This is a genomic window from Cellulomonas sp. Marseille-Q8402, from assembly GCF_965119525.1.
Genome location: NZ_CBCPLX010000001.1, coordinates 1,289,139 through 1,316,007 on the forward strand (window position 1 = coordinate 1,289,139; position 26,869 = coordinate 1,316,007).

Genomic DNA, 26,869 nt, shown 5'->3' on the forward strand with positions numbered 1-26,869 from the left:
GACTCAGACCACACGCCGCTTGAGCTTGCGGCGCTCTCGCTCCGACAGACCGCCCCAGATGCCGAAGCGCTCGTCGTTGGCCAGCGCGTACTCCAGGCACTCGGCCCGGACCTCGCAGCCGGTGCAGACCTTCTTGGCCTCGCGGGTCGAGCCGCCCTTCTCCGGGAAGAAGGCCTCCGGGTCGGTCTGGGCGCACAGCGCGCGCTCCTGCCAGCCCATGATGCCGTCGTCCTCGGGCGTGCCGAACATGGGCAGCACGCTGGCCATCCCCGTGTCACGCTGGGGGCTGTTCGCCTCCGTCGGGAAGGGTCCCTCGTCGTCGAGCAGACTCCACATGTGTGCCTCCCCCGTCGTGCGTCGCTACCGGTCACCTGATCGGTCGTGCCGGGCCGGCGATGAGCCGTCCGCTGAGGGAATTACACGCGTGTCGTTCCGCGTAGTCAAGCGGAACAGTGCTATTGAAGCGCTTGCCGGGCGATATGTCCGATTGCCGATGGGCACGGGCACCTAGGCTGCTGGCGTGACCCCCGCCTCCCCCCGCCCCGCCGCCTCCGTCGCGGACGTCCTGTCCTCCCTGCTCAGCGAGCCGGGGCGTCCTCGGCTGACCTGGTACGGGCCGGACGGCGAGCGGATCGAGCTCTCCGGTGCGGTCCTCGACAACTGGGTGAGCAAGACCACCAACCTGCTCGTGGAGGAGCTGGACGCCGGGCCCGGGACGCGCGTGCTGCTCGACCTCCCGCCGCACTGGCGCACCGTGCTGTGGGCCCTGGCGGCGTGGCGCGTGGGGGCGACCGTCGCGGTGGGCGAGGCCGCCGGCGCGGACGTCGTCGTCACCGACCGCCCCGCCGACGTCGACCTCCCCCGGGGTGCCGGCGTCGTCGCCGTCGCGCTGCCGGCGCTGGCGCGGCAGTTCGACGGCGTGCTGCCGGGCGGCGCGCTCGACGCGGCGCAGTCCGTGATGACGTACGGCGACGTGATCGGCTGGGTGCCGGCCGTCGAGCCCGCTCGCGACGCCCTGGACCTCGGGACGACGCCGGTGCCGCACGCGGGCCTGGTCGCGTCGGCGCTCGAGGCCGCGCCGGTGCCGGCCGGGTCGCGGACGCTGGTGACGGTCGCCGACGAGCGGTCGGCCGCACCGGCCCTGCTGCTGACCGTCCTCGGGCTGCTCGCGGGCGGCGGCTCGGTCGTGCTGCTGCGGCCCGACGCAGGCGACGCGCCGGACCGGGCCGAGCGCATCGCCTCCTCGGAGCGGGTCACCGCGACGCTCTGAGCGTCGGCGGCGGGGCTCAGCCCGCGGGCGTGACCAGCCCGTCGGGCTCGACCAGGCCCACCCAGACCTCGCTCCAGGTCGCGTCGACGGACGTCGGCGCGCCCGTCAGCGTCCGGCCCAGCGTGGTCGACACCGTGCCGCCCGCCGACGCGGTGGGCACCGCCGTCCACCGGTAGTCGGTCGCGTCGAAGCTGAGCGCCGCCACCGGCTCGTCGCCCCAGGCCCGCCGCACCGCCGCGAGGTCCGTGGCGGACGGGGGGTCCTCGAACTCCACCACCTCGACGTCGCAGACCACCCGCAACGTCGCCAGGTACCGGAACGGCGCGGAGTGCGTCCACACCACGCGCTCGACCCCGAGGTCGTCCAGGACGTCGCAGACCGCGTGCGCCTGGGTGGCGCGGCCGGACAGCTCGACGACCGACGCACCGGGCCGCCACGTGGTCAGCGGGAAGGAGACGACCGCGAGCGCCAGGAGCGCCGCGACGGCACGACGAGCGGTGCGCCACGGGGACGCGGGGGTCCCCGTGAGCGCGGTGAGCGCGGCGAGCGCGCAGGCGCCCGCGACCAGCAGCCCCGGGAACGTCGCCGGCAGCAGCCGGCGGACCGCCCAGACCTGGTCGGGGGTGATGTTGACCAGCAGCAGCGGGAACAGCGCCGCGACCCCGACCACCGCGACGAACAGCGTCGCCGGGGGATCTCGCCGGCCGACGGCGCGGCGGGCGATGACGGCCAGCCCGGCGAACCCCAGCACCACCGCCGGGACGCCGAGGTACCAGGCGGCCCAGGCCAGCGACTGCTCGTCGTAGGACCGGCTCGGGTCGAGGGGCTGCCCGGCCGCCTCCTGGAGCACGGTGACGGCGTAGCCGTAGCCCGTCGCCGCGTCGGTGAACCGGCCCTGCCACCAGAGCGGGCGGGACGCGAGGAGGACGCCGAGGACGAGGACCACCGCTGCTGCCACCCGGCCGAGGACCTGCCGGCGGTCGTGCACCGTGAGCCGGACCCGGCGCAGCACCCCGCCGGGGACGACGAGCACCGCCACCGCCACCAGCACCAGGAGCCCCGTCGCCACGCCGAGCAGGACCAGCTGCTGCTCGTGCACCCGCACGTAGTCGGGGCTCAGGCGGACCACGTCGGTGATCCCGAGCACCGCGACCGCGACACCGGCGCCGAGCGCGGCCAGCGCCCCGCGCACCGCGGCGCGCCGGTCGTGCGCGCCCAGCGGTGCCGCCCCGACCAGCGCGCAGCCGACGGCGAGCCCCGCGACGACGACTCCCCCGTCGATCCGCGCCGCCGCCACGGCGCCCGTCATCGCGCCGACCAGCGCCCACCGGGCGGCTCCCCCGCGACCGGGCGCCGACCACGTGCCGTGGGCGAGCGCCAGACCCCCGCACAGGAAGGCCACGGTGAGCGGTTCCGTGTACGCGGCGCGGGTGAACACGAGGTACGGCAGGCTCAGCGCCAGCGCCGCGGTCGGCACGAGCGCCCACAACGGCCCGGCGAACCGCCGCGCGACGGCGAACACCGCCACGAGCCCGACGGCACCGACGACGACGCCGCCCGCGAGCACGGCGCGCTCGCCCCCGGCCCAGCCCAGCACTGCGAGCAGCGACGGCAGCAGCTTGTTGCCCTGCGCGTGCAGCGCGCCGTCCTGCAGCCAGAACGCCTCCGTCCCGGCGCTCGCGCCCGCCACCGCGGCACCGGCCGCCGACCCGACCGGGATCGGCGCCGCCGGGTGGTCCGTGAGCCAGAGCGCCTGCAGCGTGAGGAAGCCCGGGTCCCGGTTGACCACCACGTACTCGGCAGCCGTGCGCCACCCGGCCACCACCCAGCCGCCGCACAGCGCCGCCAGCGCCAGCACGGCGCCGACCTGGCCGCGGGTCGCCGGCGGGGGCGACGGGACGAGCCGCCACGTGGCCGCCGCGAGGGCCACGGTCACCGGCAGGACCACCAGCGGCCGGAGCTGGCCGAGCAGCACCGCGACGAGGGAGGTCAGCCCGAGCGCGAGCAGGAGGACCGGGAGCCGGTCGGGGAGGCTGAGCAGCAGCGCGACCGCGCGTCGTCGCACGCGCGGGGTGTCAGGGGACGTCGGCCTGCACCAGCGTCCCGCGGCCCCGGACGGACAGCTGCCCGTCGGACGCCGGGGCGAACGCCGCCTGGCCCCGGGTGAGCAGGACCTCGCCGTCATGGCGGGACAGCACCGTCATCCGCCCCTCGAGGCAGAGCAGGATCCGCGGACCGCGCCCGGGCAGCGGGTGGACCTGGCTGTCGGCGACGCTCGTCACCGACAGCTCGAAGTCGTCCACCGGCGCGTAGTAGATCCGCGTCGCGCCGTGGAACTTCTCCGGTGCGATCCGGATCGGCGGGGCGGCCACGTAGTCCACGTTCCGGAGCAGCTCGTCGACGTCGACGTGCTTCGGCGTCAGGCCCGCGCGCAGCACGTTGTCCGAGCTCGCCATGATCTCGACGCCGAGGCCCTTGAGGTAGGCGTGCACGCCGCCCGCCGGGACGAACAGCGCCTCGCCGGCCTGCAGCGTGACGGGGTTGAGCAGCAGCGACGTCACCACGCCGGGATCACCCGGGTACGCCTGCTGGAGCTGCACGACCGTGCGGTCGGCACGCGGTGAGGGCGATCCCTCCTCGAGGCGCGCCGCGCACGCCTCGGCCAGCACGCCGACCTCCTCGGCGGACGGTCGGGTCTCCGGACGCAGCAGCCGGGTGAAGACCGCCTCGATGCCCGCCGCCGACGGCTGGGCCGAGAGCATCGACCGGAGCTCCTTGGCGAGCGGCGCGTCGAGCCCCTCGAGCAGCTCCGCGGCGCGCCGCGGCGCCCGGAACCCGCACAGCGCCTCGAACCGGGTCAGCGCGTAGACCAGCTCGGGCTTGTGGTTGCGGTCGCGGTAGTTGCGGTGCGGGGCGTCGACCGGGACGCCCGCCGCCTCCTCCTCCGCGAACCCCTCGCGGGCCCGGGCGATGTGCGGGTGCACCTGCAGCGAGAGCGGGGTCTCCGCCGCGATCACCTTGAGCAGGTACGGCAGCACCGCGCCGAACCGGGCCTCGACGTCCTCGCCGAGCACGCCCGCGGCGTCGGCGGCGATGACCTCGGTCATCGCGGCACCCGTCGTGCCGTCCCCCGCGACGCAGTGCGACGGTGCACTGGCGTGGGCACCGAACCACGCCTCCGCGACCGGCGCACCCGTCACCGGGGTGCCGAGGAGCGTCGGGATCGCGGTGGGCGACCCCCAGGCGTAGTCCTGCATGGTGTTCGTCAGGCGGTACACGTCATCCCTCGTCGGTCGTGTGGTGGCGACAGATGCTACCCGGGCGCCCCGCCCGGCCCCGGGGTTTCAGCCCCGGGTGATCCGCAGGACCGACGTGTCGCGGGGGTACGGCAGCGAGGGCACCCAGCCGCGCACGTGCTGGACGTCCATGCCGCTCGCCGCGAGACCCGCCTTGTACCGCGGCCGCTGCGTGTCGTCGAACAGGATGATCCCGCCGGGGGCGAGCCGGCGCGCCGCCGCCTGCATGCACGCCACGCGCGCGCGGCCGTCCACCACCACCAGGTCGAACTCGCCGGGCACGTCGTCGATGCTCGCGACGTACGCCGCGTAGTCCCGGCCCTCCTCGCCGCGGCGACCGGAGGGCACCACGGGGTCGGCGCTCGGCGTCGGGCCCACCTCGTGCAGGGTCACCACGGACTCGAGGCCCGCCTCGGCCAGCACCCGGCGCATCACCTCGGCGAAGTCGGCGTGGTGCTCGACGCTGTGCACCTCGGCGGCACGGCGGCCCAGCCACACCGAGCTCGCGCCGGACCCGTACTCGAAGACGCGGGCCCTGCCGTCGAGCGCCGCCAGGTGCTGCTCGACGGCGTCGATGGCGCCGTAGGTCCACCACGGCTGGTCCAGCGCGACGAGGTCCTCGACGTCGTGGATCGCGAACAGCGTCCGCAGGTGCCCGGCGACGCTGCGCGGCGCCTCCTGGTGCCGGCGGTCGAGGCGCTCGTACAGGCCGGTGCGCTGCGCCGCCCCTCGCACCGCGCGGGACGCCGACACGTAGGCCGACCGTGCGATCTCTCCGGTTCCGGGCACGCCGGTCCTCCTTGGTGGTCGCTGCGGGGTTCCGGACAGCCTAGGTGATGCGGCCGGGCACCTATCCTCGTGCGGTGCGGTCGAGGCGAGCGGTTCTGGGAGTGGCGTTCTTCGCCGTGGCGATCGCGCTGCTCGTGTGGTCCGTCCTCACGCGCCGGGAGGAGCTCGGCGAGGCCCTGGCGCGGCTCGACGCGTGGACCGTCGTCGCGTCGCTGGTGCTGGCGTGCGCCGGGCTCGTCGCCCAGATGCTGTCCTGGCGCAGCCTGCTGGCCGCGACCGGGGACGCGCCGCCGCTCTCGGCCTCGGCCCGCATCTACTACCACGGCCAGCTCGGCAAGTACGTGCCCGGGAGCGTCTGGGCGGTCGTCGCGCAGGCCGAGCTCGGCAAGAGCCACCGGCTGAGCCGCTCGCGCAGCGCCGTCGTCGCCCTCGGCGCGCTCGCCGTGCTGCTCGTCGTCGGCGGCACGGTCGCCGTCGTCGGCCTCGCCGCGGCGTCGCCCGGGTCCCTGTCGACCTACTGGTGGGCGATCGCCGTGGTGCCGCTCGGCGTGATCGGCCTGCTGCCGCCTGTGTTCAACCGGCTCGTCGCGATCGGCCTGCGGGTGCTCCGCCGGGGCGACGAGACGGTGCGTGTCGCCGGGCCCGGCCTTGCGCGGTCCGCGGGCTGGGCGCTGGTGATGTGGCTGCTGTTCGGGCTGCACGCCGCCGTGCTGGTCCGCGACCTCGACCCCGGCTCCCCCGGCCGCGCCGTGGTGCTGGCCACCGGCGCCTTCGCGCTCGCGTGGGTCGTCGGCTTCCTGGTCGTCATCGCCCCTGCCGGCACCGGCCCGCGCGAGGCCGCCCTGGTGCTGGCGCTCTCCCCGGTGATCGCCGACTCCGACGCGCTGCTCGTGGCCCTGGTCAGCCGGGTGCTGATGGTCGTCGCCGACGCGGCGGCGGCCGGCGTCGCCGCGGCGCTCGCCCGGCGCGCGGTCAGCTCCGCGGATCGAGCGGGTACTGGATCTGCTTGATCCGCTCCAGCTGCTCCTCGAGGAGCGTCCGGTTGGTGCGCAGCAGGTCCGACAGGATGCCGAGCGCGACCGACAGCAGCGCGGCCATCGCCATGATCGCGGCGAAGATCAGCGACTGCACGTTCCCGTCGTCGTCGCTCGGTCCCAGGTAGAGCACCAGGAACCGCACCGACGGCACCAGCGCCAGCAGCCCGAACACCACGGCGAACCAGGCGAACAGCACGTACGGCTTGTACATGAGGTAGCTGCGGACGATCGCCGACCCGGACTTCCCCATGTGGTGGAAGATGTTGCGGAACAGGCGCGACTCGCGGGTCTTCGCGTTGGTCGTCACCGGGATCGACGCGATCCGCAGCCGCTTGTGCCCCGCCTGGATGATCGTCTCCATGCAGTAGGAGAACTCCGTGACCACGTTCAGCCGCATCAGCGACGCGCGCGAGTAGGCGCGGAACCCGCTGGCGGCGTCGGGCAGGTGCGTGTCGGCGGCGAAGTTCACGACCCGGCTGCCGACCCGCTGCATCAGCCGCTTGAACGGCGAGAAGTGCGCGATCGTCGCGGTCTGCCGGTCGGCGATGACGATGTCCGCCCGACCCTCGATCACCGGGCGGACCAGGTCGGGGATGCGGTCCTGCGGGTACTGGTTGTCGCCGTCCGTGTTCACCACGATGTCCGCGCCGTGCGCGAGCGCGTAGTCGACGCCGTCCCGGAACGAGCGGGCGAGGCCGCGGTTCCGGGAGTGCCGGACGATGTGCCGCACCCCGTGCTCCCGCGCCACCTCGACCGTGCGGTCGGTCGAGCCGTCGTCGATCACGAGGATCTCGAGCTCGTCGACGCCGTCGATCCGCCGCGGGATCGACGCCAGCACGGCGGGCAGCGTCTCCTCCTCGTTGAGGCAGGGGATCTGGACGAAGACCTTCATGTGCATCCTGACGCTGGAGGGGGGCGCGGACGAGGATCGAACCTATCCCAGAGGATCGAACCGCTCGACCGTCACTGCACCTGCGTGCGTACCGTTCCCGCGCCCTCCCGCCAGCGTTCCGGGTCGCAGATGGCCGGGCTCACGCGCAGGTGCTCCGGCACCCCCACTCGCCACGCCTCGACGTTGAACTCGATCGTGCGCCAGTCGGTCGGCTCCTCGAACTGCGAGAGGATGCGCCAGCCACCGCGCACGGTGCGCAGGTGGGCGAGCTCCAGGTCGGAGTCGGCCAGCCGCTCGTCGAGGGCCGGCGCCCCGAGCGTGACCTCCAGGACGGTGACGCTGTCGCTGTCCGCGCAGGTGGCCGCGAGCCGCATCTGGGCCTCGGAGACCTGCTGGTCCGGCGAGAAGTCCTGGGGGCGCTTCAGGTTGGCGACGTCGACGTCCCACGTGAAGACCAGAGGCTTGGCCAGCGCCATCCAGCTGTTCGGGAAGAAGTAGTCGGCCACCCCGACGCCGCCGGCCGACGACCAGAGCACCGGGGCGTCCTCGTCGAGAGCCACGTCCGCGAGCTCCGCGGCGAGGTCGTAGGCGCCCCGCATGAAGGTGTCGTGATTCGCACGCCGCACCTCGGGCGCCGCCCACGCCACCACGCCGAGCGCCGCTGCTGCGGCCACCGGCGCGGCCACGACGGCGCGGCCGCGGTCCGCGACCCGGGCCGTGCGCAAGCCCGCGTCGAGCACGGTCAACCCCTGGTGCAACGCGATCGCCCCGAGCAGGACAAGGCACGGGAGGACCTCGCTGAACAGGTACCGGTCCCAGTACAGGTAGAACGCGTGCTCCCGCACAGGGCCGAGCCGGCCGTCCTGGAACACCAGGTACAGCAGGATCGTCGTGACGGCGAGGAGCGCCAGGGGGCGGGCAGCCCGGTCCGGGAACCAGCGCGCGGCGACGACACCCAGCGCGCCGGCGGCGAACAGCCAGAGCCCGACACGTCCGGCGATCCGCCACACGTCTCCGTCCTGACCTGCCAGGACCACGAGCAGGGCCACCAGGCTCACCGCGGCGGCGGCGAGCACGACCGTCTCCCCGACGTGCCCCCCGCGCGTGGGGCGGCGGGCGTCCCGACCGGTCACCCAGGTGCCGAGAGCGACCACGACCCCGCAGCCGACGGTCGTCAGGGCCGCGAGCACCCCCGCGTTCGCCAGCGTCGGGTCGAACACGCCCAGACCCCGCAGGCGACCCATGACCTCCGGCGACAGGAAGAGCGGGAACTGGGTCTCGACGTAGTAACCGCTGATCACGGTGATGCCGTACCAGTACCCGGTGCCGGCAGCGGAGACGAACGCAGCGGTGACCCACGCCCAGGTGCGCGCGTACTGCCGCCAGGGCCGGACGGCGAGCACGGCGGCGAGCACGACCAGGACGGGTACCAGGAGCAGCGGCCCGTTGGCCCGCAGCAGGCACAGCGCGAGGACGACCACGCCGCCGGCCACGACGTGCGCCGCGCGGCCGGGACCCGACAGCGCGCGGTGCACCGTGACCAGCCAGACGACCAGGAACGGGGCCGCGAGGGACTCGCTCGCCGGGAAGGTGCCGTACCAGACGGCGTGCGTGTGGACGGCGACCACGACGCCGACGGCCAGCACCACCCAGGAGTTCACGCCCAGCTGGTGCGCCAGCCGCGCCAGGGCCAGCACGAGCACCAGGCCGACCGCCGTCATACCCGCGGTCGTGTGCGCCGTGCCGAACAACGCCGTGCTGATCGCCAGGTAGGACGAGTAGAGCGGTGGCCAGGACGCGTCCAGCGTGCCCGTGCGCACCAGCTCGTTGGCCCAGTTGACGTACCCGCCCATGTCCCCGACCCAGGGGATGAACTCGACCTCGCGCAGCCGGAGCAGCGCCGCCCCCGCCAGGACCACGCACCACAGGGTGCCGCGGACCGCAGAGCCGACGGCCGGCCGACGAGGCCGGGCCGGCAACCCGGCCCGACCCCGTCGTGCCACGACCACAGCCGCCGCCAGCCAGCCGAGCGTCGGGACGACGACCCCGGCGGTTCCCCACCACGTCCAGAGCGTCACCGACAGCGGCAGGACCACGAGCCCGAACATCGCGGCGTCGACCGCGGCGGCCACCCAGCCGTCCCGGACACGGCGCAGCAGGAGGGCGAAGGGGAACCCGGACAGGACCATGAGCCCGACGAGCACGATCGTTGCCACTGCCACGGCTCGCACGCGGGCCACTCCTAGAGTTGCGGGTAGGGCTCCGCCGCACGGTCGGCGCGAGGAGGATTCCCGCCACTCTAACGGCGGTACCGCGAGGCGCGCCGAGCACCTGCCCCAGGGCTGCCGGCCGCCGGTGCGAAGCCGGAGGAGAGGTCGGTCGAGGATGCGCTGCCCGGATCGGCACGGGAGACCTCCGTGATAGGTCACAATGTCTGACCATGCGCGGCATCATCCTGGCAGGGGGCTCCGGTACCCGACTGCACCCCATCACCCTCGGCGTGAGCAAGCAGCTGGTCCCGGTGTACGACAAGCCGATGATCTACTACCCGCTGTCGACCCTCATGCTGGCCGGCATCCGGGACGTGCTGATCATCACGACGCCCCACGACGCGGAGCAGTTCCAGCGGCTGCTGGGCGACGGCTCGCAGTTCGGGATCTCGATCAGCTACACCGTCCAGGCGGAGCCGAACGGGCTCGCGCAGGCGTTCGTGCTCGGTGCGGACTTCGTCGGGGACGACTCCGCGGCGCTGGTGCTGGGCGACAACATCTTCTACGGCGCCGGCCTGGGCAACCAGCTCACCCGGTTCGAGCAGATCGACGGCGCGGCTGTCTTCGCCTACCGGGTCGCCGACGCCACCGCGTACGGCGTGGTCGAGTTCGACGAGAACGGCCGCGCGCTCTCCCTCGAGGAGAAGCCCGCGCAGCCCAAGTCCTCCTACGCGGTCCCGGGCCTGTACTTCTACGACAACGACGTCGTGGCGATCGCCAAGGACCTGAAGCCCTCGGCCCGCGGCGAGTACGAGATCACCGACGTGAACCGCCACTACCTCGAGCAGGGCCGCCTGCAGGTCGAGGTCCTCCCCCGCGGCACCGCGTGGCTCGACACCGGCACGTTCGACTCGCTGGTCGAGGCCTCCGACTTCGTGCGGACCATCGAGCACCGGCAGGGTCTCAAGGTCGGGGCGCCGGAGGAAGTCGCCTGGCGGCGCGGGTTCCTCAGCGACGACGAGCTGCGGCTGCGGGCGGAGAAGCTGGTGAAGTCGGGGTACGGGACGTACCTGCTCGGGCTGCTGGACGAGGACGGTCGCGCCCTCTGACCCCTCAGCGGGCGGAAGCGGTCTCCGGCTCCTCCACCTGTGCCGGCGGCGGTGGCACAGGCCCGTCGTCGCGTCGGGTGCGCGTGAGGCGCCGACCCAGCGCGATCGAGGGGCGTTCGACGGCACGGTAGAGCGCCTCGGTCACGAGAGCGACCACCAGCAGCGCTGCGAGCAGCGCCCACCGGTAGGCGATCCCCTCGCGCGTCACCAGATCGAGGACCAGCAGGCCGACGATGCCGTGGACGAGGTAGAGCGTGTAGCTGCGCGCCGCGACCACCTCGAGCCAGCGGGCGGGGCGGATGCGGCCCTCGCACAGGACGGCGACGAAGAAGAGCACGAGCGCGACGCTCAGGCTCGAACCGTAGGAGTTCTCGGGGGTGAGGAACCCCGGCTGCGTCCGCTCCACTCCCCACACGAAGACCACCCACGTGCACAACGCCAGGAGCCCGGCGGCCCACACCGGCGTGCGCCGCTGCGTCACCAGGTAGATCACGTGCCCGAGAACGAGGATCGGCACGTACGACACCGACACGCTGAGCAGGAAGAACTGGTCTCCCAGCGACCTGCCCAGCAGGGAGACGACGGCGACGACGGCGAGGATGCCCAGAGTGGCCCAGCCGTCAGGGAGGCTGCTCCTCAGCACCGGGCCCGCAGCCCACAGGAGCAGGTAGAACACGAGCTCGATCACCAAGGTCCACGCCACGCCCACGAGAACGATCTGAGGGACCGACACGTAGGTCACCAGCGTCATCGCCTGGAGCACCGCGGTCGGGGTGACGCTCTCCCAGGCGGCGGAGCCGAGACCGAGCACGTGCTGGATCCACGCGACGGCGACGGCGAGGAGCACCGCAGCCATCAGCGGCGGGTAGACACGCGTCAGCCGGCGCAGGACGAAGGTCCGAGCCGTCTCCCTCGCCGCAGCGCGCGTGACCACGAACCCGCTGATGAGGAAGAAGAGCGCCACGCCGAGGAACCCGGCGTGCTGGATGAGGTTGAGCGGGCCGAGGACGAGCCGCTCGGCCAGGTCGGAAGGCGCCCACTGCAAGCCGCGCTGGGCGAGCCACTGCCCGACGAGGTGGTCCCACACCACGAGCAGAGCCGCGGCGCCGCGCAGCTGGTTGACGAGCGAGAAGTACCCCGACCGTGCAGGAGGCTCCGCGAGTACCAACGTCGTCCCCCCGGACGTGAGGCCCCCGCACAGCGAAGGCAGCTGACGCCCACCAGGACAAATCGCTCGTAGGCGGCTGAAGCATACAAGCCGCTGACGACGGTCCCGGGACACGCCGTGCCCGGGTCGGTGAGACCGAGTGCGGCACCCCGGCTACCCTCGACACACTGTCCCCGCACATCGCCCTCGATGTCGGCCGCACGGGCCCGCTCGGCCTGACCTGCACGGACGACCCCAGGCGACCCGGACGGGAGACCCATGAAGACCGACTCCTTGATCGGTGTCATCGAGCTGCTGGCGACGACGGGCGTCGCGGTCGTGTACCTCCTCGTCATCGGCGCACCCCTGCGCCTGGCTCTCGGTGCTGTCGCACGCCCGGTCCGCGGGCTCGGTGTCACGCTCGGGCTGGGTCTCGCGGCCACCGGAGTGGTGGTCACGCTCTGCTACGTGCTGCTCGGCGACGCGCTGCTCCCCGTGCTGCCGCTGGCGGCGTGCGCGCTGGCTGCCCTCGTCGCCCTCGTCCTGCTCGACGTCGTCCGCCGGGCACGAGGCACGACCGGCACCGCCCGCCTGCTCCACGAGCTGGCGCCCACGCGCTGGGACGGGATCGCCCTCGGGCTGTCGATCATCGTGCTCGCCCCGTTGCTGGTGCACGGCTCGACGTACTGGACGGCGCTCGCGAACGACTTCCCCAACTACGCGGCGTCGGCCGAGGTCTGGGTTACGAGCTCGGGTCATGGTGCGACTCCGTTTCTCACGACCCACCCGGACGCGTACGGCGCCTTCCAGGTGCATCGCGCGGAGTACGAGAAACCCATGGTGACCGGCATGCTGGTCGCCCTCGCAGCGGCGACGAGGACCCCCGCCGCCGGTCTGCTCGCCACTGTCGTCGGGGTGTCGTTCTTCATCCTGATCGCCACGCTGCTGCCCCTGGTCGCCCGCACGCTGAAGACACCGCCTCTCGTCACGACCCTGGCCGTCGCGGTCCCTTCGATGTCGATCGTGCCGATGTCACGCCTCTTCGACGCCCAGATCGGTCAGACCGTCGCGGTCGCCCTGGTAGCCGTTCTCCTGGCCGCGCTCGTGGCGACCTCGCGTGGGGGACGGGGACATCTCGTCTGGCACGTGTGCCTGGCCGGCCTCCTCGGGACAGCGGCCGTGGGCAGCAATCCGACGCTCGTCCTGGGCACCTCGATCGGGACCGCGGCGCTGCTCGGGTGGCTGGTCGTCGGGCGGCAGCCGTGGCGTGCGGCGGCGCGGACCACCGCAGGTGCGGCGGCGGTCGGCCTCGCGCTGAGCGCCCCCGTCCTGGGCTGGTACGTCAGCTCACTCCGGAACCAGACGACCGGCGAGCTCGGGTACGAGATCCCCCTGGCCAGCCCGTTCTCGTTGATCGGGATGCAGGTCGACCTACGTTCTGCCCCTCCGCTCGGGCAGGCGGCGGTGGAGTGGGCGGTCGTCCTTCTGGCTGCTGGCTTCGCCTACCTCGCAGCGAAGCGCCGCAAGCCCGGTCTCCCCGCGACCGGCGCCCTTGCCGCGGCGACCCTTGCCAACGGCGCCCTCATCGTCGCGGTCAACGGGATCACCAGCTACGCGACCCACAAGTGGCTGGCGGTTGCCGTCGCCCTCGTGATGCCCTTCGTGCTCGCACGGCTCGCCGAGACGGTGCCCTCGGGCGCGCGCGGCCGCTCGACGACGTTCCTGGCCCTGCTGGGGACGGGCAGCGCCGCGCTCGGCGTGGCAGCAGCCGCGGCGGTTCCGGTCGTGGTGCCGCGGGCCGCCTACGATCTCGCGGACGACGAGCGACTGGCGATACCGACCCTGAACGTCGCGCTGGACGACATCTACCAGAACTCCCTGGTTCCGCTGCTCGTCCCGGCGGACGAGGTCGTCGTGGCAGGACCGACGTACGCGAGGAGCAGCGTGCCGCGAGGGAGCACGTTCCTGCTCACGGAGGAGACCGCGGACGCGTGGCCCAGCACGGGCGAGACCGATCTCGGCAACGGGTACGTGCTGTCCGACGTCGACCTCTCGCTCGGGGAGGAGGACGTCGTGCTCTCCGCGGACGACCCGGCCGGCCGGCGGTTCCTGTACGGCCGCTGGGGCGAGCTCGAGGGCTCAGGCGTCTGGTCCTCCGGGAGGTCCACCTCGATCGTGTTCGACGTCGCGGACGCCCTGCGGGGTAGCGATCTCCAGCTGACGTTGACCGGCGCGCGGTTCGCCGACCCCTCCGAGACCCGCGAGCTCCGGGTCATCGCCGACGACACCGTTCTGGCGCGGCACGTGTACAGCGCGGCCTTCGCCGCCGACGAGCTCCGGGTCCCGATCTCGTCCGAGCTCGTCGAAGCAGGGCGAGGCCGCGTGCACCTGACCTTGGAGACGCCGGCGCCCTTGTCGCCGCAGGACCTCGGCCAGGAGGACCCCCGCTCGCTGGCCTACTGGCTCGGATCGATGTCGCTGCGCACCTCGGACTGACCTTCCCGGCACGCCCCCCACGCTAGACTCCACTCGCCGCGCGACCACTGGAGAGCGACGCGGCATTTCCGACGGGCCACCGCGCCGACGGCACTCTGGAGGATTAGGTTCGTGACGCGTCGCCATGCCGTCTGCACCATCGTCGCTCGCAACTACATCGCTCAGGCCCGGGTCCTCGCTCGTTCCTTCGTCGCGCACAACCCGGACGCGCACTTCGTCACGTTGATCATCGACGGCGACGACTCCGACCGTTCGTTGGACGGGCTCGGCGCGGTGGTGCTGCCCGCCGACCTCGGTCTCGACCAGGACGTCCTCGACTCGATGCACGTCATGTACGACGTGATGGAGTACGCCACCGCTCTCAAGCCGGCGATGCTGATGCACCTCCACCGGAGCGGCGCTGCCTCTGCGAGCTACTTCGACCCGGACATCCGCGTCTACGGTCGGCTCGACGACGTCTTCGAGAGCGCCGTCTCGCACGGGGTCGCGCTCACGCCGCACGCGCTGGCCCCCCTCCCCCGGGACGGCAAGCGTCTGACGGAGTCGGACATCATGCACTCCGGGATGTACAACCTCGGGTTCATCGCGACCGGTGGCTCCGCCTACCGGTTCCTCACCTGGTGGCACGAGCGGCTCACCACGGACGCGGTCGTCGATCTCGGCAACGCGCTGTTCACGGATCAGCGGTGGATCGACTGGGCTCCCAGCTTCGAAGCCGTCGAGATCCTGCGGGACCCGGGCCTCAATGCCGCCTACTGGAACCTGCACGAACGCGAGATCCGGCGGGGCGAGGACGGCGAGTGGCGGGCGGGCGACCGTCCCCTGCGCTTCTTCCACTTCAGCGGCTACGACCCCGCGAAGCCGTGGCTGCTGTCGAAGCACCTCGGCCCGATGCCCCGGACGCTGCTCAGCGAGCACTCCGACCTCCGTGCCCTGTGCGACGACTACGGCCGGGAGCTGGTCGAGCTCGAGCACGTCACCCTGCGCAAGAACCCGTACCGCAACGACCGCACTCCGGACGGGCTGCGGCTCACGCCGCTGGTCCGCCGGATGTACCGCGACTCGGTCGTCAGCGAGGACCGCACCGCCGTGCCGGCGCCGAACCCGCTCCGTGACCCGGCGGCGTTCCGCGCATGGCTGACCGGTCCCACCGTCCGCGCCGGGCAGTTCTCGTTCAGCCGGTTCGAGTACGCGATCTGGCGGATGCGCGACGACCTCCAGCGCGCGTTCCCCGCTCCGTTGGGCCCCGACGCACAGCACTTCCGCAACTGGCTCGACGCCGATCCCGGCGCCCAGGAGCTGCTGGCCAGCCTGGGCCCGGCACCCCGAGAGGAGGCGCGGACCTCCGGAGCACCACGGCCACGAGCCTCCGGTGAACCCGACTTCGGGTGGAGCCTGGTCGGGTACGCACGCGCCGAGCTCGGCGTGGGCGAGGCGGGACGCAGGCTCAGCCAGGCGGTGTCCCGGACCGGGGTGCCGTGGGAGATGGTGGGCGTGACGCAGGGGCCGCAGTCCCGCCAGCAGCACCGGTACCAAGGGCGGATCACCGAGCACCCGCGGTACGTGAACTCGATCCTGTGCGTCAACGCGGACCAGACTCCTCTGCTCGCCGAGCGCCTCGACCTCGGGCGCAACGGCGGGATCCGCGTCGGCTACTGGTTCTGGGAGCTCGAGGACTTCCCTGCGCTCTTCGACCCGGCGTTCGAGTACGTCGACGAGGTCTGGGTGTCCACGACGTTCAACCAGCGGGCCGTCGCAGCACGCACCGGCAAGCCGGTCCGCGTCGTCCCGCTGCCCATCACGGCACCGCGCGACCCCACGCTGCTGCGTCGGCACCACCTGGGGCTGCCGGAGGACAAGACCGTCTTCCTCGCGAACTTCGACTTCCTCTCGGTGATGGCACGGAAGAACCCCCTCGGCGCCATCGAGGCGTACCGCGCGGCGTTCGGACCCGACGACGGCGCCGTGCTCGTCGTCAAGTCGATCAACGGCCACCTCCGACCGACGGAGCGGGAGCGGCTTCGGCTCGCGACGCTCGACCGGCCGGACATCGTCCTCCGCGACGGATATCTCACGGCCCACGAGATGCGCGCCCTCACCGAGCTCGTGGACTGCGTCGTCTCGGTCCACCGCTCCGAGGGCTTCGGCCTGAACCTCGCCGACGCCATGGCCGTCGGCACCCCGGTGGTCGCCACTGCCTACTCGGGCAACATGGACTTCATGACCGAGGACACGGCCTTCCTCGTCCCCTACAACCTGACGGACGTGGGACCTGACGCGGACCCGTACGACGCCAAGGCGCGGTGGGCGGATCCCGACCTAGCGCTGGCCGCCGCCGCGATGCGCTCCGTCCACGACGACCCCGCTCGCGCGAAGGCGGTCGCCTCACGGGCCCGCACGCACATCGCGCAGTTCTCGGTGGACGGTGTCGCCAGCACGGTGGCGCCGCTCCTCACCCGACTTCCCGCGTACGTCCCACACGAGGTAGGTGCCTGATGAAGATTGTCCTGCTGGGTGACGTCGGTTCCGCCGGCGGATACCACGCCGGGGACGAGGCGATGGCCGAGGCCGTCGCCGACGAGCTGGCCGTGCGGACCGATCTCGTCGTCGTCGCGCTGTCCGGTGACCAGGACGACACCGCAGCGCGCTACGGGTGGCAGACGGTTCCCCGCGTCGGCTTCGCCGGGTTGCTGTCCGACGAGGACCGGGACCGACGTCTCGACGCCGTCGTATCGGCCGCCGGTGGCGATGCCGGCGCGCTGGCGTGGGACGACCCCGCCTGGGCGGTGGTGCACGCCGTCGCGGACGCCGACGGCGTCGTGATCTCGGGTGGAGGGAACCTGAGCTCGACCTGGCCCGAGCACGTCTACGAGCGCGCCGCGCTCGCCTCGCTCGCCGCCGCGTTCGGCAAGCCGCACGTCGTGACCGGGCAGACGCTGGGGCCGCACCTGACGGCGCGCCATGGTGAGCTCGTCGGCCGGATCATCACGTCCGCGGCGCTCGTCGGGATCCGCGAGCAGCCCTCCTACCAGCTCGCGCAGCAGCTCGGCATGCCGGTCGACCGCCTGGTGCAGGTCGTCGACGACGCCGCCTATCTCGACACAGCTGCCGACCAGGACCCGCTGCCGACCGAACCGTACGTGGCGGCGACGTTCGCCCCCGCCACCGGGCTCGCGTCGCCCGAGGAGTACGTCGAGTCGGCAGCCGCTCTGCTGGACGCGCTGACGGAGTCCGGACTCCGCGTCGTGCTCATCCCCCATCACGCGACCCGGGACGAGGACGGTCCCACCGGCGACCTCGCGATCCACGAGGCGATCGCACGCACGGCCACGTCGTCCCAGATCGACGTCCTCGAGCCGGTCTCCGCCCGACGTGCCGCGCGACTCGTCTCAGGCGCGGCGCTGGTCGTGAGCACGCGCTACCACCCGGTGGTGTTCGCCGTCGCGAGCGGCGTCCCCGCCATCGGCATCGGCGTCGACGCGTACACGTCCACGAAGATCCACGGCAGCCTGGCGAACTACGGCCTCGAGGCACTGGCCTTCTCCGTGGCCTCGCTGGTCCGCGGCGAGCTGCCGGAGATCGCGAGGACGGTCCTGAGCAGCGGGTCCGAGGTCCGCGAGCATCTCTCGACCGTGGACGCCGTCCGCCGACCCGAGCGGACGGCGTGGTGGGACGCGGTCCTCGCCGCGCTCAGCGGATCACCGGTCCCGGTCGTCCCCTACGCCGATGTGCCGGCGTTCGCGGGAGGCACATGGTTCCCCGGAGCCACCGCACTGCGCGAGTGGAGCGAAGTGGTCTCGGCGCGCTTCGAGGCGGAGCGCCTGGCCGGCACCGAGGAGCGGAGCAGGACCGCGTCGCTCCACGAGCGCGTCGACGGGCTCGAGCGCGAGCGGGCCGATCTGGCCGCGGAGCTCGCGCTGACCAGGGATGAGGTCGACACGCTCCGCATCGCGAACGAGGCGGCGCACGCGCTCGTCTCCGACCCGCTGCGCCCGCTGGCCACGTGGATGGAGGGGCTGCCGACGATCCAGTCCCTGCAGTCCGAGCTGGACGCCGTCTACTCCACGCGCACATTCCGGATGCTCGAGCGCCCACGGCGCGTCTACGGCCGGCTCCGGCCTCGCTGATCCGCCTCCTCGACGACGGCCCCCGGTGAAAACCGGGGGCCGTCGTCGCGAGAGGGGACGGTCAGCCCTCGTCGCGGGACGTGCGCGCGTCCCGGTTGCGGAGGTAGACCGTGAGCTCGGCGTGCAACCCGAAGAGCACCAGCTGGACGCCCACGACGACGAGGAGCACCGCCGCGACCAGCATCGGACGGTCTCCCACGCTCTGACCCGCGACACGCAGGACCAGAAGGTAGAGCAGCATCAGCCCACCGACACCTGACAGGAGCGCCCCCACGCCGCCGAAGAGGTGCGACGGCCGGCTCTCGTACGTCATGAGGAATCGCACCGTGACGAGGTCGATGAAACCGCGCCAGAACCGGGCGATGCCGTACTTGCTGCTGCCGTGCAGACGCGCGTGGTGCTCGACCGGGACCTCGGTGACGCGGTATCCCTGCCAGTGGGCGATCACGGTCAGGTAGCGGTGCATCTCCCCGTACATCATGGTGGAGACGTCCCGGGCGACGGACGCGCGCATCGCCTTGTAGCCCGAGTTGAAGTCGCTCCCCGGCGTCCGCGAGAGAACCGCGGTGACGCGGTTGTACAGGCGCGAGGTCGAGCGCTTCACGAGACGGTCCCGACGTACCGCGCGCGCCCCCGTGACCAGGTCTGCACCTGCGTCGAGCTGCTTCACCAGGCGCTCGAGCTCTCCGGGGTCGTCCTGCCCGTCCGCGTCCATCATGACGATCACGTCGGCGCCCGCCGCGAGGGCGTACCCGAAACCCTCCTGCAGCGCGGCGGCCTTCCCGCGGTTGCGGCCGAAGGAGATCAGCTGCACGGCACCGTCGTGCCAGGCGCCGAGCCGCCGGACCACGTCAGCCGTCCCGTCGGTCGAGCCGTCGTCGACCACGAGCACGGCGCCTCCCGTCTCGGCGACGAGGCCCTGCGCGAGAACCGCCGGGACCACGACGTCCAGGTTCTCGGCCTCGTTGAGCGCCGGGATCACCACCCAGACGCTTCCTGACGCGGTCACGAGAGCACCGTCCCCGCCGCGGTCGCCCACCGCTCCGCCCAGTCCCCGATCGGCTCCACCCCCGCCGCGCGCAGCGCGTCGTGCCCCAGCACCGAGTACGCCGGCCGCGGCGCGGGCCGCACGAACTTCTCCGACGTCGTCTCGCGCACGATGACGGGGTCGAGCCCCGCGGACGCCACGGCGGCCTGCGCGAACCCGTGCCACGACGTCTGACCCCCGGAGGTGCCGTGGTACGTCCCGGCGGGCGCCCCGGCGGCGACGAGCCGCTCCAGGAGGTCCGCCAGGTCGACGGTCCAGGTCGGCTGCCCCACCTGGTCGGCGACGACGTCGAGGCCGCCCTTCTCGGCGGCGACGCGCGCGATGGTCTTCGGGAAGCAGGCGCCGTGGGCGCCGTAGAGCCACGCGGTGCGGACGATCAGGTGGTCCGGCGCCTCGGCGCGCACGGCCCACTCCCCCGCGGCCTTGGTGCGGCCGTACGCGGACCGCGGCTGGATGGGCGCGTCCTCGGCGTAGGGCGCGGTGGCGGCACCGTCGAAGACGTAGTCGGTGGAGACCTGCACCAGGCGCGCCCCGGCGGCGTGCGCGGCGCGCGCCAGCAGGGCGGGGCCCACGGCGTTGACCGTGAAGGCGGCGCTCTCGTCGGCCTCGGCGGCGTCCACCGCGGTGTAGGCGGCGACGTTGGCGACGACGTCGTAGCCGGCCGCCGCGTCGCGGGTGGCCGCGGGGTCGGTGATGTCGAGGGCACCCCGGTCCAGCCCGGTCACCTCGTGCCCGCGGTCCTCCAGCAAGGCCACCACGTCCTGCCCGAGCATGCCGCTCGCACCCGTCACCAACCAGCGCACGTCCACTCCCTGTCGTCGACAACCGCGGGCAGCCTACCGGCGCGGCTAGGCTTCCCTCGGCCGTTCCCACCCGAGAGGACCCCCATGACCTACCGCGAGCTCTCCGTCCCCGGCGCCTGGGAGATCACGCCCGTGCAGCACGGAGACCCGCGCGGCGTCTTCCTCGAGGCGTTCCAGGGCGGTCCGTTCGCCGAGGCGACCGGGCACCGGTTCGACCTGCAGCAGGCCAACCTGTCCGTGTCGGCGGCGGGCGTGCTGCGCGGCATCCACTTCGCGGACGTGCCCCCGGGTCAGGCCAAGTACGTGACGTGCGTGCGCGGCGCGGTGCTGGACGTCGTCGTCGACATCCGCGTCGGCTCGCCCACGTTCGGGCAGTGGGACTCGGTGCTGCTGGACGACACCGACCGCCGGGCGATCTACCTGGGTGAGGGCCTCGGCCACGGGTTCTTCTCGCTGGAGGACGACTCGACCGTGATGTACCTGTGCTCGACGGGCTACTCCCCGGGACGCGAGCACGGCATCCACCCCCTGGACCCGGAGATCGGCATCGCGTGGCCGACGACGGACCGGCACGGCAACCCGGTGACGCCGCAGCTGTCCGCGAAGGACGAGGTCGCCCCGACGCTGGCCGAGGCGCGCGAGCAGGGCCTGCTCCCCGACCACGCCGCGGTCGCCGCGTACGTCGCGTCGCTCTGACGCGGACGGCGGCCCGCCCCTCAGCGGGCGGCCGCCGCCCGGTAGGCCTGCAGGTGCACGGCGGCCGCGGCGTCCCAGGTGAACGTGGCGGCCCGCTCGCGTGCCGCGACGCCGAGCGCGGCGCGGCGCGGCGCATCGGCCAGCAGGTCGGCCAGTCCCGCGGCGATCGAGGCCTCGTCGGTGTCGCAGTACGCCACGGCGTCGCCGCCGACCTCGGGCAGCGAGAGCTCGCGCGTGGTCAGCACGGCGGCGCCGCAGGCCATGGCCTCCAGCACCGGCAGGCCGAAGCCCTCGCCCAGGCTCGGGTAGGCGACGACGGCTGCGCCCGACAGGAAGCCGGGCAGGTCCTCGAAGGGCAGGTAGCCGGGGCGCAGCGCGTGCAGCGCGGCCGGCACGGCGGCGAGCGCCGGGTCGACCCCGGTGTCCCAGCCGCGCCCGCCCGCGAGCACCAGCGCGGGCGCGGCACCCGGCTGCTCGCCGGCGACGCGCACCCAGGCGCGGATCAGGGCCGGCACGTTCTTCCGGGGCTCCAGCGTGCCGAGGAACGCGACGTACGGCTCCCCCGCCAGCCCGAGCGAGGCGGCGACCCGGGACCGCTCGGCGTCGGGCACCGGGTGGAAGACCTCGGTGTCGACGCCGTGGTACGCGACGTGGAACCGGGACGCGTCGCCGCCGGCGTACCGCCGCACCTCGGCGCCGGTCGCCGCGGACGGGACGACCAGGCCTGCCGCCGACCGCACCGCGTGCCGGGTCGCGGTGCGGAAGAACCGGGCCTTGACCGGCGAGTGCAGGTCCGGGTGGCTGAAGAACGTGGCGTCGTGCAGCGTGACCACGACCGGAGCCCCGGCGCGCAGCGGCATCGTGTAGTGCGGGCTGTGCAGCACGTCGGCGCGCCACGAGCGCACCAGGCGCGGCAGCACCGCCTGCTCCCAGGCCATCCGCACCGGGCGGCGCTCCGCGGCGGCCGGTGCGGTGAGCACCTCGGCACCGGGCAGCGCCGTGGCGAACCGTTCGGCGTCCCGCTGCTGCGTCGCGACGGCGAGCCGGACGTCCAGCCGCGCCAGGGCGGGCAGCAGGTCGTCGACGTACCGACCGACGCCGCCGCGGTCGGCGGGGATCGCGGTGGCGTCCACCAGGACGCGGGGGGTGCTGCTCATCGAGGGTCCTCCTGCACGCTCTCGAGCGCCGCGGCCAGCTGCTCGGCGCTGCGGTCCCACGTCCAGGTGCGAGCGGCCGCGGCGGCCCGCGCGGTGCGGTCCGGGTCAGGTGCTGCCAGCGCCCGGGTGACGGCGGCGGCGAACGCGGCGGGGTCGTCCGGGTCCGCGTAGTCCACGAGGTCCGCCCCGATGGTGCGGAACGGCGGGATGTCCGAGGCCACGGCGGGGGCACCGAACGCCATCGCCTCGAGCAGCGGCAGGCCGAAGCCCTCGTACCGGCTCGGGAACACGAAGAGCCGCGCGTGCCGGTAGACGGCGGGCAGCTCGGCGTCGGCGACGTACCCGGTGAACCGGACTCCCGCGACGACGTCGGCCGGCACGTCCGCGGGCACGTCGCCCGGGCCCCAGCCCTGCTTGCCGACGACGACGAGCGGGTGCGCGGCACGCACGGCCGGGTCGAGCAGCGCGTAGGCGCGCAGCAGCGTGACGAGGTTCTTGCGCGGCTCGAGCGTGCCGACCGCAAGGACGTAGCCCTCGGGCAGGTCCGGACGGACGTCGTCGCCGGCGGTGGCCGCGAGGAACGTCGGGTCCAGCGCGCAGTCGACCACGTGGACCGGCGGGTGCCCGGGGAACTCCTGGTCGATCCGTGCCGCCGTGAACGGCGAGATCGCGAGCAGCGCCGCCGACTCGCGGACGGTGCGCGGCACGTGCCGACGCAGGTACCCGAGGTTGCGGGCCTCGACGACCTCGGGCAGGTCGACGTAGGTGAGGTCGTACACGGTGCTCACGGTCGGCACGCCCGGCAGGTGCGGGAACGCGACGTAGTTGGTCGCGAGGTGCACGTCGAGGCGGGGCAGGAGGCGGCCGACGGGCAGGCGCACCAGGTAGGAGAACACCGCCTGGAAGGCGCGGCGCGGCGCGGGCAGGAGCACGACGTCGACGTTGGGCAGGTCCGGCACCAGCGACGGCCGGCCGGCGTCGTCGCGGAAGCCGATGACGACGAACCGCCAGTCGGGCCGGGCCTCGGCGGTCGCACGCAGCAGGTTGGCGGTGTAGCGCCCGATGCCGTCGACACGCCGGAAGAGGGGGGTGCCGTCGACTCCGACGACCAGGGTGGGGTTCATGCCAGGTCCTCCTCGACGGCGGGCTCGGGGTCCCACGCGCGCAGGCGGTGCAGCGCGGGGGCGGCGAGGATGCCGCAGGCGACGACCTCGCTCACGCAGACGCCGACGGCGGCGCCGACCGGGCCGATCGCCCAGCACAGCCCGGCGATCAGCGGGACGCCGATGACGGCCGACGTGACCGTGGAGACGAAGACGACCCGCACCGCGCCGACGGGGATCAGGATGTGCCGGGTCATCGAGATGCGGGTGGACACGAGGAGGAACGTCGCACCGAGCCAGAAGCAGACGGACCGGGTCGCCGCCACGTCGGCACCGAACATCACGCCGGAGAACCACGGCCCCACGGCGGTGAGGAACGCCCACCCGACCAGGCCGAGCAGCACGTGCGCGGACAACGCGATCCGCAGGCGCCGCCCGCGCTCCGCGGTCCCGCCCTCGACCGTCCAGGACTGGAACGCGTTGCCGAGCGTGATCGGGACGTACTGGCCGAACTTGTACAGCTTGTCCGCGGACGCGAACGAGCTGGCCGCGGCGACCGGCGACAGCGCGCTCACCACCGGCACCGGGACGGTCGCGTAGGCGCCGCCGGCGGTGTCGATCGCCGCGACCGCCCGGTCGCGCCAGAGCAGCCGCCCCAGGTCGCGCACGCCGACGTGCGCGGGGCCGCCGTGCCGCAGCACCCGGCGGCTGAACAGCACGATGCCCGCCACGGACACCGAGAAGGCGAGCAGCGGGTACACGACCAGCTGGCCGGTCGCGACGATGACGCCGGCGGACACCGCGGCGGCGAGCACCCGGGGCACGGCCTCGTAGACGGCGATCGAGCGCGGGTCGCCCGCGCCGACGGCGTACCAGGAGAACGAGAGCCCGACGACGGCGCCGGACAGGCCCATGAGCACCGTCGGCAGCGCGTACCCGTCCGCGGCGAGCAGCAGGCACAGCACCACGATGACGGGCACGGCCAGCAGCGTGAGCGCGCCGCGGACCAGCAGGCTCTCCCGGTACAGCCGGGCGCGCGCGACCGGGTCGAGGTCGAGCGCGACCCGCGGCGGGCCGGCGGTGTTCCAGCCCCAGGCGATGACGATGGCGGCGAAGGTGCCGACGGACTCCCCCGCCGCGATGCTCGCCCAGCCCGCCTGCCCCGCGGCGCGGCCCAGCACGGGCAGCACCAGCAGCGGTGTGATCATGGAGATCATCGGCAGCCCGGCGAACCCGGCCAGCCGGCCCCACAACGACCTCACCGGCGCGCCGCCGCCACGTCCTCGAGCGTCCGGCGCACCGCGTCGGCGGTCAGCTCGGCGGACCGGTCCCAGGTGAACTGCGACGACCGGGCGAGGCCGGCCTGCCGGAGCCGCGCGCGCTCGGCCGGGTCGGCCAGCAGGGCCTCGATCCCCGCCGCCATCGCCGCCGGGTCGGTCGGATCGGCGTACCGGACGGCGTCGCCGCCGACCTCGCGCAGCGCGCCGATGTCCGCGACGAGCACCGGGGTGCCTCGCTTCATCGCGTCGATCACCGGCAGGCCGAAGCCCTCGGCGAGCGAGGGGCACGCGTAGAGGGTCGCGGACTGGTAGAGCGCCTCGAGCTGGTCGGCGGTCACCCAGCCGAGCAGCGTGACGTCGGCGGCGAGCCCCAGCTCCTCCACGAGCGGCGCGAGCGGGTCGTCGCCGTGGCTGCCGGTGACGACCAGCCTCGGCCGCCGCTCCGCCGGGATCAGCGCGAGCGCGCGCAGCAGCCCGTCGTAGTTCTTGTGCGGCATCCGGTTGCCGGTCGACAGGACCGTCGGCCGGCCGTCGCCCAGCCCGAGCCCGTCGATCTCCGCGGCCACGTCGACGCCGGGGCGCGGGTCGGCGGAGCCGTGCGGGACCACGGTGATCTTGGACGCCGGGACGCCGAGCACCCGCGTGATGGCGTCCCGGGCGTCCTCGCTCCCGGTCAGCAGCCGGGTGGCGGAGCGCGCCGCGCGGCCGATGATGCCGGAGGTCACCGCCTGCGTGACCCGGCTGACCTCGGGGTTCGGGAAGTCCCACGCGATGACGTCGTGGACCGTCACCAGCGTGGGCACGCGGCGAGCGCGCGGCCCGAAGTTCGCCGGGCACCAGACCAGGTCGGCCCGGCCGCGCGCGGCGACCCGGTCGACCGCGAAGGTCTCCGCGGCCGCCCAGACCGGCCGGTTGTCCCCGGAGACCGGGAGCGTGTGCAGCCGGCCGGGGAACCAGCGCGCGACCGCCTCCCGTCCGAGCGTGTTGGTGAGCGCCACCAGCTCGACGTCGGGGAGCAGGTCGGCCATCCGCGGCAGCAGCTGCCGGGCGTACGTCTCGGTGCCGCCCCGCTTGCCCGTCAGGTACAGCAGGTCGACCGCGACGCGGGAGCGGGCGGCGCTCACGGCCGCTCGGCCGTGCCGGCGGCGGGCACGGTGCCGGGGTCGACCAGGACCGCCTCGTCCGCCGGGTCCGCCTGGGGCGCGACCGGGTTGGACCGCGCGCGCGTCGGGATCGACAGGATGCCGATGAACATGCTCGACATCATGGTCTGGAACCCGAGCATCATGCCGAGCGCCGCGGGCACCGCGACCCGCACCGCCTGGCGCGCGTCCAGCCCGCCGAAGCCCTCGTCGCGCCACCGCACCACCTGCACGACGGCGATCACCAGGCCGAGCACGAAGATCGCCAGGCCCGTGATCAACCCGCGTTCGAGCGTGAGCCTGTCCGAGATCGCCCGGAACCGCGGTCCCGCGGGCAGGAAGCCCTCGTGCTCCGCGTACGTCTTCGTCAGGATCGCGAACAGCACCGCCTGGTACCCGACGACCGAGGCCGCCGCGGCGTAGATCATCGTGGAGACGTCGAAGCCGATCGAGCCGATCTCGACCGGGCCGAACAGCAGCACCAGGCTGGCGAGCACGCCGATCCCGAGCAGGAGCGCCCCGGGGTACAGGAACAGCCACTTCGGCGAGAAGATCAGCAGGAAGCGCAGGTGGCGCCAGCCGTCGTGCCAGGACCTCAGGTGCGGCGGGCGCGACCGGCCGTCCTCGCTCAGGGTCGTCGGCACCTCGACGATCCGCAGGCGCTGCAGGCAGGCCTTCACCACCATCTCGGAGGCGAACTCCATGCCGGCCGTCCGCAGCCCGAGGCCGAGGATCGCCTGCCGGTCGAAGCCGCGCAGCCCGCAGTGGAAGTCGCGGACGCCGGGCTTGAAGAACAGCGCACCGATGCCCGACAGCACCGGGTTGCCGAGGTACTTGTGCAGCGGCGGCATGGCCCCGGGCGCGATGCCGCCGCGGAACCGGTTGCCCATCACGAGCTGGTAGCCCTCGCGCAGCTTCGCGACGAACGGGTCCAGGGACGAGAAGTCGTACGAGTCGTCGGCGTCGCCCATGATCACGTAGCGACCGCGCGCGGCCGCGATGCCGCCGATGAGCGCGCTGCCGTAGCCCTTCTCCGGGATCGGCACGACCCGGGCGCCCAGCGCCTCGGCGAGGGCCTGCGAGCCGTCGGTGCTGCCGTTGTCCGCGATGAGGACCTCTCCGGCGACGCCGGACCGCTCGAGGTACCCGAGCGCCTTGCGGATGCAGACCTCGATCGTCTCGGCCTCGTTGAGGCAGGGCATGAGGATGGTGAGCTCGAGGCCAGGCGGCGTCGATGGGGCAGCCATGGGTCGTCCGTCCGGCTAGT

At 73.5% G+C, this 26,869-nt stretch carries 21 protein-coding genes; 7 read left to right on the forward strand and 14 right to left on the reverse strand.

The window, feature by feature from the left end; genetic code table 11:
- Positions 1-3 precede the first annotated feature (3 nt).
- On the reverse strand, positions 4-267 hold the full coding sequence (locus tag ACWPWW_RS05910) for a WhiB family transcriptional regulator (RefSeq protein WP_454050407.1): 264 nt from the start codon (positions 265-267) through the stop codon (positions 4-6).
- A gap of 253 nt (positions 268-520) precedes the next feature.
- Between ACWPWW_RS05910 and ACWPWW_RS05915 the strand changes: the two genes are divergently transcribed.
- Positions 521-1,270 carry a TIGR03089 family protein gene (locus tag ACWPWW_RS05915; protein WP_454049408.1) on the forward strand — a complete coding sequence of 250 codons (750 nt, stop codon included), beginning with the start codon at positions 521-523 and terminating at the stop codon, positions 1,268-1,270.
- Between the two features lie 16 nt (positions 1,271-1,286).
- On the opposite strand, the gene ACWPWW_RS05920 is transcribed toward ACWPWW_RS05915, so the two are convergent.
- The 3 genes from ACWPWW_RS05920 to ACWPWW_RS05930 form a co-directional block, all read right to left on the reverse strand.
- Positions 1,287-3,335 carry a hypothetical protein gene (locus ACWPWW_RS05920; RefSeq protein ID WP_454049409.1) on the reverse strand — a complete coding sequence of 683 codons (2,049 nt, stop codon included), beginning with the start codon at positions 3,333-3,335 and terminating at the stop codon, positions 1,287-1,289.
- A 10-nt stretch (positions 3,336-3,345) separates the two neighbouring features.
- A complete protein-coding gene (gene manA / locus ACWPWW_RS05925) occupies positions 3,346-4,548 on the reverse strand; it encodes a mannose-6-phosphate isomerase, class I (RefSeq protein WP_454049410.1) in 1,203 nt (400 codons plus the stop codon).
- A 66-nt stretch (positions 4,549-4,614) separates the two neighbouring features.
- On the reverse strand, positions 4,615-5,355 hold the full coding sequence (locus ACWPWW_RS05930; RefSeq protein WP_454049411.1) for a class I SAM-dependent methyltransferase: 741 nt from the start codon (positions 5,353-5,355) through the stop codon (positions 4,615-4,617).
- Between the two features lie 74 nt (positions 5,356-5,429).
- Between ACWPWW_RS05930 and ACWPWW_RS05935 the strand changes: the two genes are divergently transcribed.
- Positions 5,430-6,365, forward strand: a complete 936-nt coding sequence (locus tag ACWPWW_RS05935; RefSeq protein ID WP_454049412.1) for a lysylphosphatidylglycerol synthase domain-containing protein — start codon at positions 5,430-5,432, stop codon at positions 6,363-6,365.
- Here ACWPWW_RS05935 and ACWPWW_RS05940 read toward each other — a convergent pair.
- Positions 6,328-7,284 (reverse strand): glycosyltransferase family 2 protein, encoded by a 957-nt coding sequence (locus tag ACWPWW_RS05940; RefSeq protein WP_454049413.1) that lies wholly within the window; start codon positions 7,282-7,284, stop codon positions 6,328-6,330. The genes ACWPWW_RS05935 and ACWPWW_RS05940 overlap by 38 nt on opposite strands.
- Positions 7,285-7,355: 71 nt before the next feature.
- A complete protein-coding gene (locus ACWPWW_RS05945; RefSeq protein ID WP_454049414.1) occupies positions 7,356-9,515 on the reverse strand; it encodes a hypothetical protein in 2,160 nt (719 codons plus the stop codon).
- A 209-nt stretch (positions 9,516-9,724) separates the two neighbouring features.
- Between ACWPWW_RS05945 and rfbA the strand changes: the two genes are divergently transcribed.
- Positions 9,725-10,603, forward strand: coding sequence for a glucose-1-phosphate thymidylyltransferase RfbA (gene rfbA, locus ACWPWW_RS05950; RefSeq protein WP_454049415.1), 879 nt, complete (start codon positions 9,725-9,727; stop codon positions 10,601-10,603).
- Positions 10,604-10,607: 4 nt separating this feature from the next.
- On the opposite strand, the gene ACWPWW_RS05955 is transcribed toward rfbA, so the two are convergent.
- Entirely contained in the window at positions 10,608-11,771 is a 1,164-nt protein-coding gene (locus tag ACWPWW_RS05955; protein ID WP_454049416.1) for an acyltransferase family protein, read from the reverse strand.
- A 258-nt stretch (positions 11,772-12,029) separates the two neighbouring features.
- Here ACWPWW_RS05955 and ACWPWW_RS05960 point away from each other — a divergent pair, with 258 nt between their 5' ends.
- From ACWPWW_RS05960 to ACWPWW_RS05970, 3 genes are all read left to right on the forward strand, one after another.
- The gene (locus tag ACWPWW_RS05960) at positions 12,030-14,246 is read left to right on the forward strand and encodes a hypothetical protein (RefSeq protein ID WP_454049417.1); all 2,217 of its coding nucleotides are present in this window, start codon (positions 12,030-12,032) and stop codon (positions 14,244-14,246) included.
- A gap of 111 nt (positions 14,247-14,357) precedes the next feature.
- Positions 14,358-16,742: a glycosyltransferase gene (locus ACWPWW_RS05965; protein WP_454049418.1), complete on the forward strand. Its 2,385-nt coding sequence runs from the start codon at positions 14,358-14,360 to the stop codon at positions 16,740-16,742.
- Positions 16,742-18,373 (forward strand): polysaccharide pyruvyl transferase family protein, encoded by a 1,632-nt coding sequence (locus ACWPWW_RS05970; RefSeq protein ID WP_454049419.1) that lies wholly within the window; start codon positions 16,742-16,744, stop codon positions 18,371-18,373. The genes ACWPWW_RS05965 and ACWPWW_RS05970 overlap by 1 nt, the downstream gene beginning before the upstream one ends.
- A gap of 61 nt (positions 18,374-18,434) precedes the next feature.
- On the opposite strand, the gene ACWPWW_RS05975 is transcribed toward ACWPWW_RS05970, so the two are convergent.
- Positions 18,435-19,382: a glycosyltransferase family 2 protein gene (locus ACWPWW_RS05975; RefSeq protein WP_454049420.1), complete on the reverse strand. Its 948-nt coding sequence runs from the start codon at positions 19,380-19,382 to the stop codon at positions 18,435-18,437.
- A complete protein-coding gene (rfbD, locus tag ACWPWW_RS05980; RefSeq protein WP_454049421.1) occupies positions 19,379-20,224 on the reverse strand; it encodes a dTDP-4-dehydrorhamnose reductase in 846 nt (281 codons plus the stop codon). Before rfbD ends, ACWPWW_RS05975 begins: the two co-directional genes overlap by 4 nt.
- An 84-nt stretch (positions 20,225-20,308) precedes the next feature.
- On the opposite strand from rfbD, the gene ACWPWW_RS05985 reads away from it, so the two are divergent.
- Positions 20,309-20,920 (forward strand): dTDP-4-dehydrorhamnose 3,5-epimerase family protein, encoded by a 612-nt coding sequence (locus ACWPWW_RS05985; RefSeq protein WP_454049422.1) that lies wholly within the window; start codon positions 20,309-20,311, stop codon positions 20,918-20,920.
- Positions 20,921-20,940: 20 nt separating this feature from the next.
- On the opposite strand, the gene ACWPWW_RS05990 is transcribed toward ACWPWW_RS05985, so the two are convergent.
- The 5 genes from ACWPWW_RS05990 to ACWPWW_RS06010 are packed head-to-tail and all read right to left on the reverse strand — an operon-like array spanning position 20,941 to position 26,849.
- Positions 20,941-22,077, reverse strand: coding sequence for a glycosyltransferase family 4 protein (locus tag ACWPWW_RS05990; protein ID WP_454049423.1), 1,137 nt, complete (start codon positions 22,075-22,077; stop codon positions 20,941-20,943).
- Complete coding sequence (locus ACWPWW_RS05995; RefSeq protein WP_454049424.1) at positions 22,074-23,201, reverse strand: glycosyltransferase family 4 protein; 1,128 nt, start codon at positions 23,199-23,201, stop codon at positions 22,074-22,076. Before ACWPWW_RS05995 ends, ACWPWW_RS05990 begins: the two co-directional genes overlap by 4 nt.
- Positions 23,198-24,442 carry a lipopolysaccharide biosynthesis protein gene (locus ACWPWW_RS06000; RefSeq protein ID WP_454049425.1) on the reverse strand — a complete coding sequence of 415 codons (1,245 nt, stop codon included), beginning with the start codon at positions 24,440-24,442 and terminating at the stop codon, positions 23,198-23,200. The genes ACWPWW_RS05995 and ACWPWW_RS06000 overlap by 4 nt, the downstream gene beginning before the upstream one ends.
- Positions 24,439-25,584, reverse strand: a complete 1,146-nt coding sequence (locus ACWPWW_RS06005) for a glycosyltransferase family 4 protein (protein ID WP_454049426.1) — start codon at positions 25,582-25,584, stop codon at positions 24,439-24,441. Before ACWPWW_RS06005 ends, ACWPWW_RS06000 begins: the two co-directional genes overlap by 4 nt.
- A complete protein-coding gene (locus ACWPWW_RS06010) occupies positions 25,581-26,849 on the reverse strand; it encodes a glycosyltransferase family 2 protein (RefSeq protein WP_454049427.1) in 1,269 nt (422 codons plus the stop codon). The genes ACWPWW_RS06005 and ACWPWW_RS06010 overlap by 4 nt, the downstream gene beginning before the upstream one ends.
- Between the last annotated feature and the right edge of the window lie 20 nt (positions 26,850-26,869).

What these genes read in the sequence shown, in the direction of transcription:
- ACWPWW_RS06010 (WP_454049427.1), bottom strand. Translation starts at nt 26,849, where the DNA reads ATGGCTGCCCCATCGACGCCGCCTGGCCTCGAGCTCACCATCCTCATG.
- ACWPWW_RS05990 (WP_454049423.1), bottom strand. Translation starts at nt 22,077, where the DNA reads ATGAGCAGCACCCCCCGCGTCCTGGTGGACGCCACCGCGATCCCCGCC.
- ACWPWW_RS05995 (WP_454049424.1), bottom strand. Translation starts at nt 23,201, where the DNA reads ATGAACCCCACCCTGGTCGTCGGAGTCGACGGCACCCCCCTCTTCCGG.
- ACWPWW_RS05985 (WP_454049422.1), top strand. Translation starts at nt 20,309, where the DNA reads ATGACCTACCGCGAGCTCTCCGTCCCCGGCGCCTGGGAGATCACGCCC.
- ACWPWW_RS05910 (WP_454050407.1), bottom strand. Translation starts at nt 267, where the DNA reads ATGGCCAGCGTGCTGCCCATGTTCGGCACGCCCGAGGACGACGGCATC.
- ACWPWW_RS05940 (WP_454049413.1), bottom strand. Translation starts at nt 7,284, where the DNA reads ATGAAGGTCTTCGTCCAGATCCCCTGCCTCAACGAGGAGGAGACGCTG.
- ACWPWW_RS05960 (WP_454049417.1), top strand. Translation starts at nt 12,030, where the DNA reads ATGAAGACCGACTCCTTGATCGGTGTCATCGAGCTGCTGGCGACGACG.
- rfbA (WP_454049415.1), top strand. Translation starts at nt 9,725, where the DNA reads ATGCGCGGCATCATCCTGGCAGGGGGCTCCGGTACCCGACTGCACCCC.
- ACWPWW_RS05970 (WP_454049419.1), top strand. Translation starts at nt 16,742, where the DNA reads ATGAAGATTGTCCTGCTGGGTGACGTCGGTTCCGCCGGCGGATACCAC.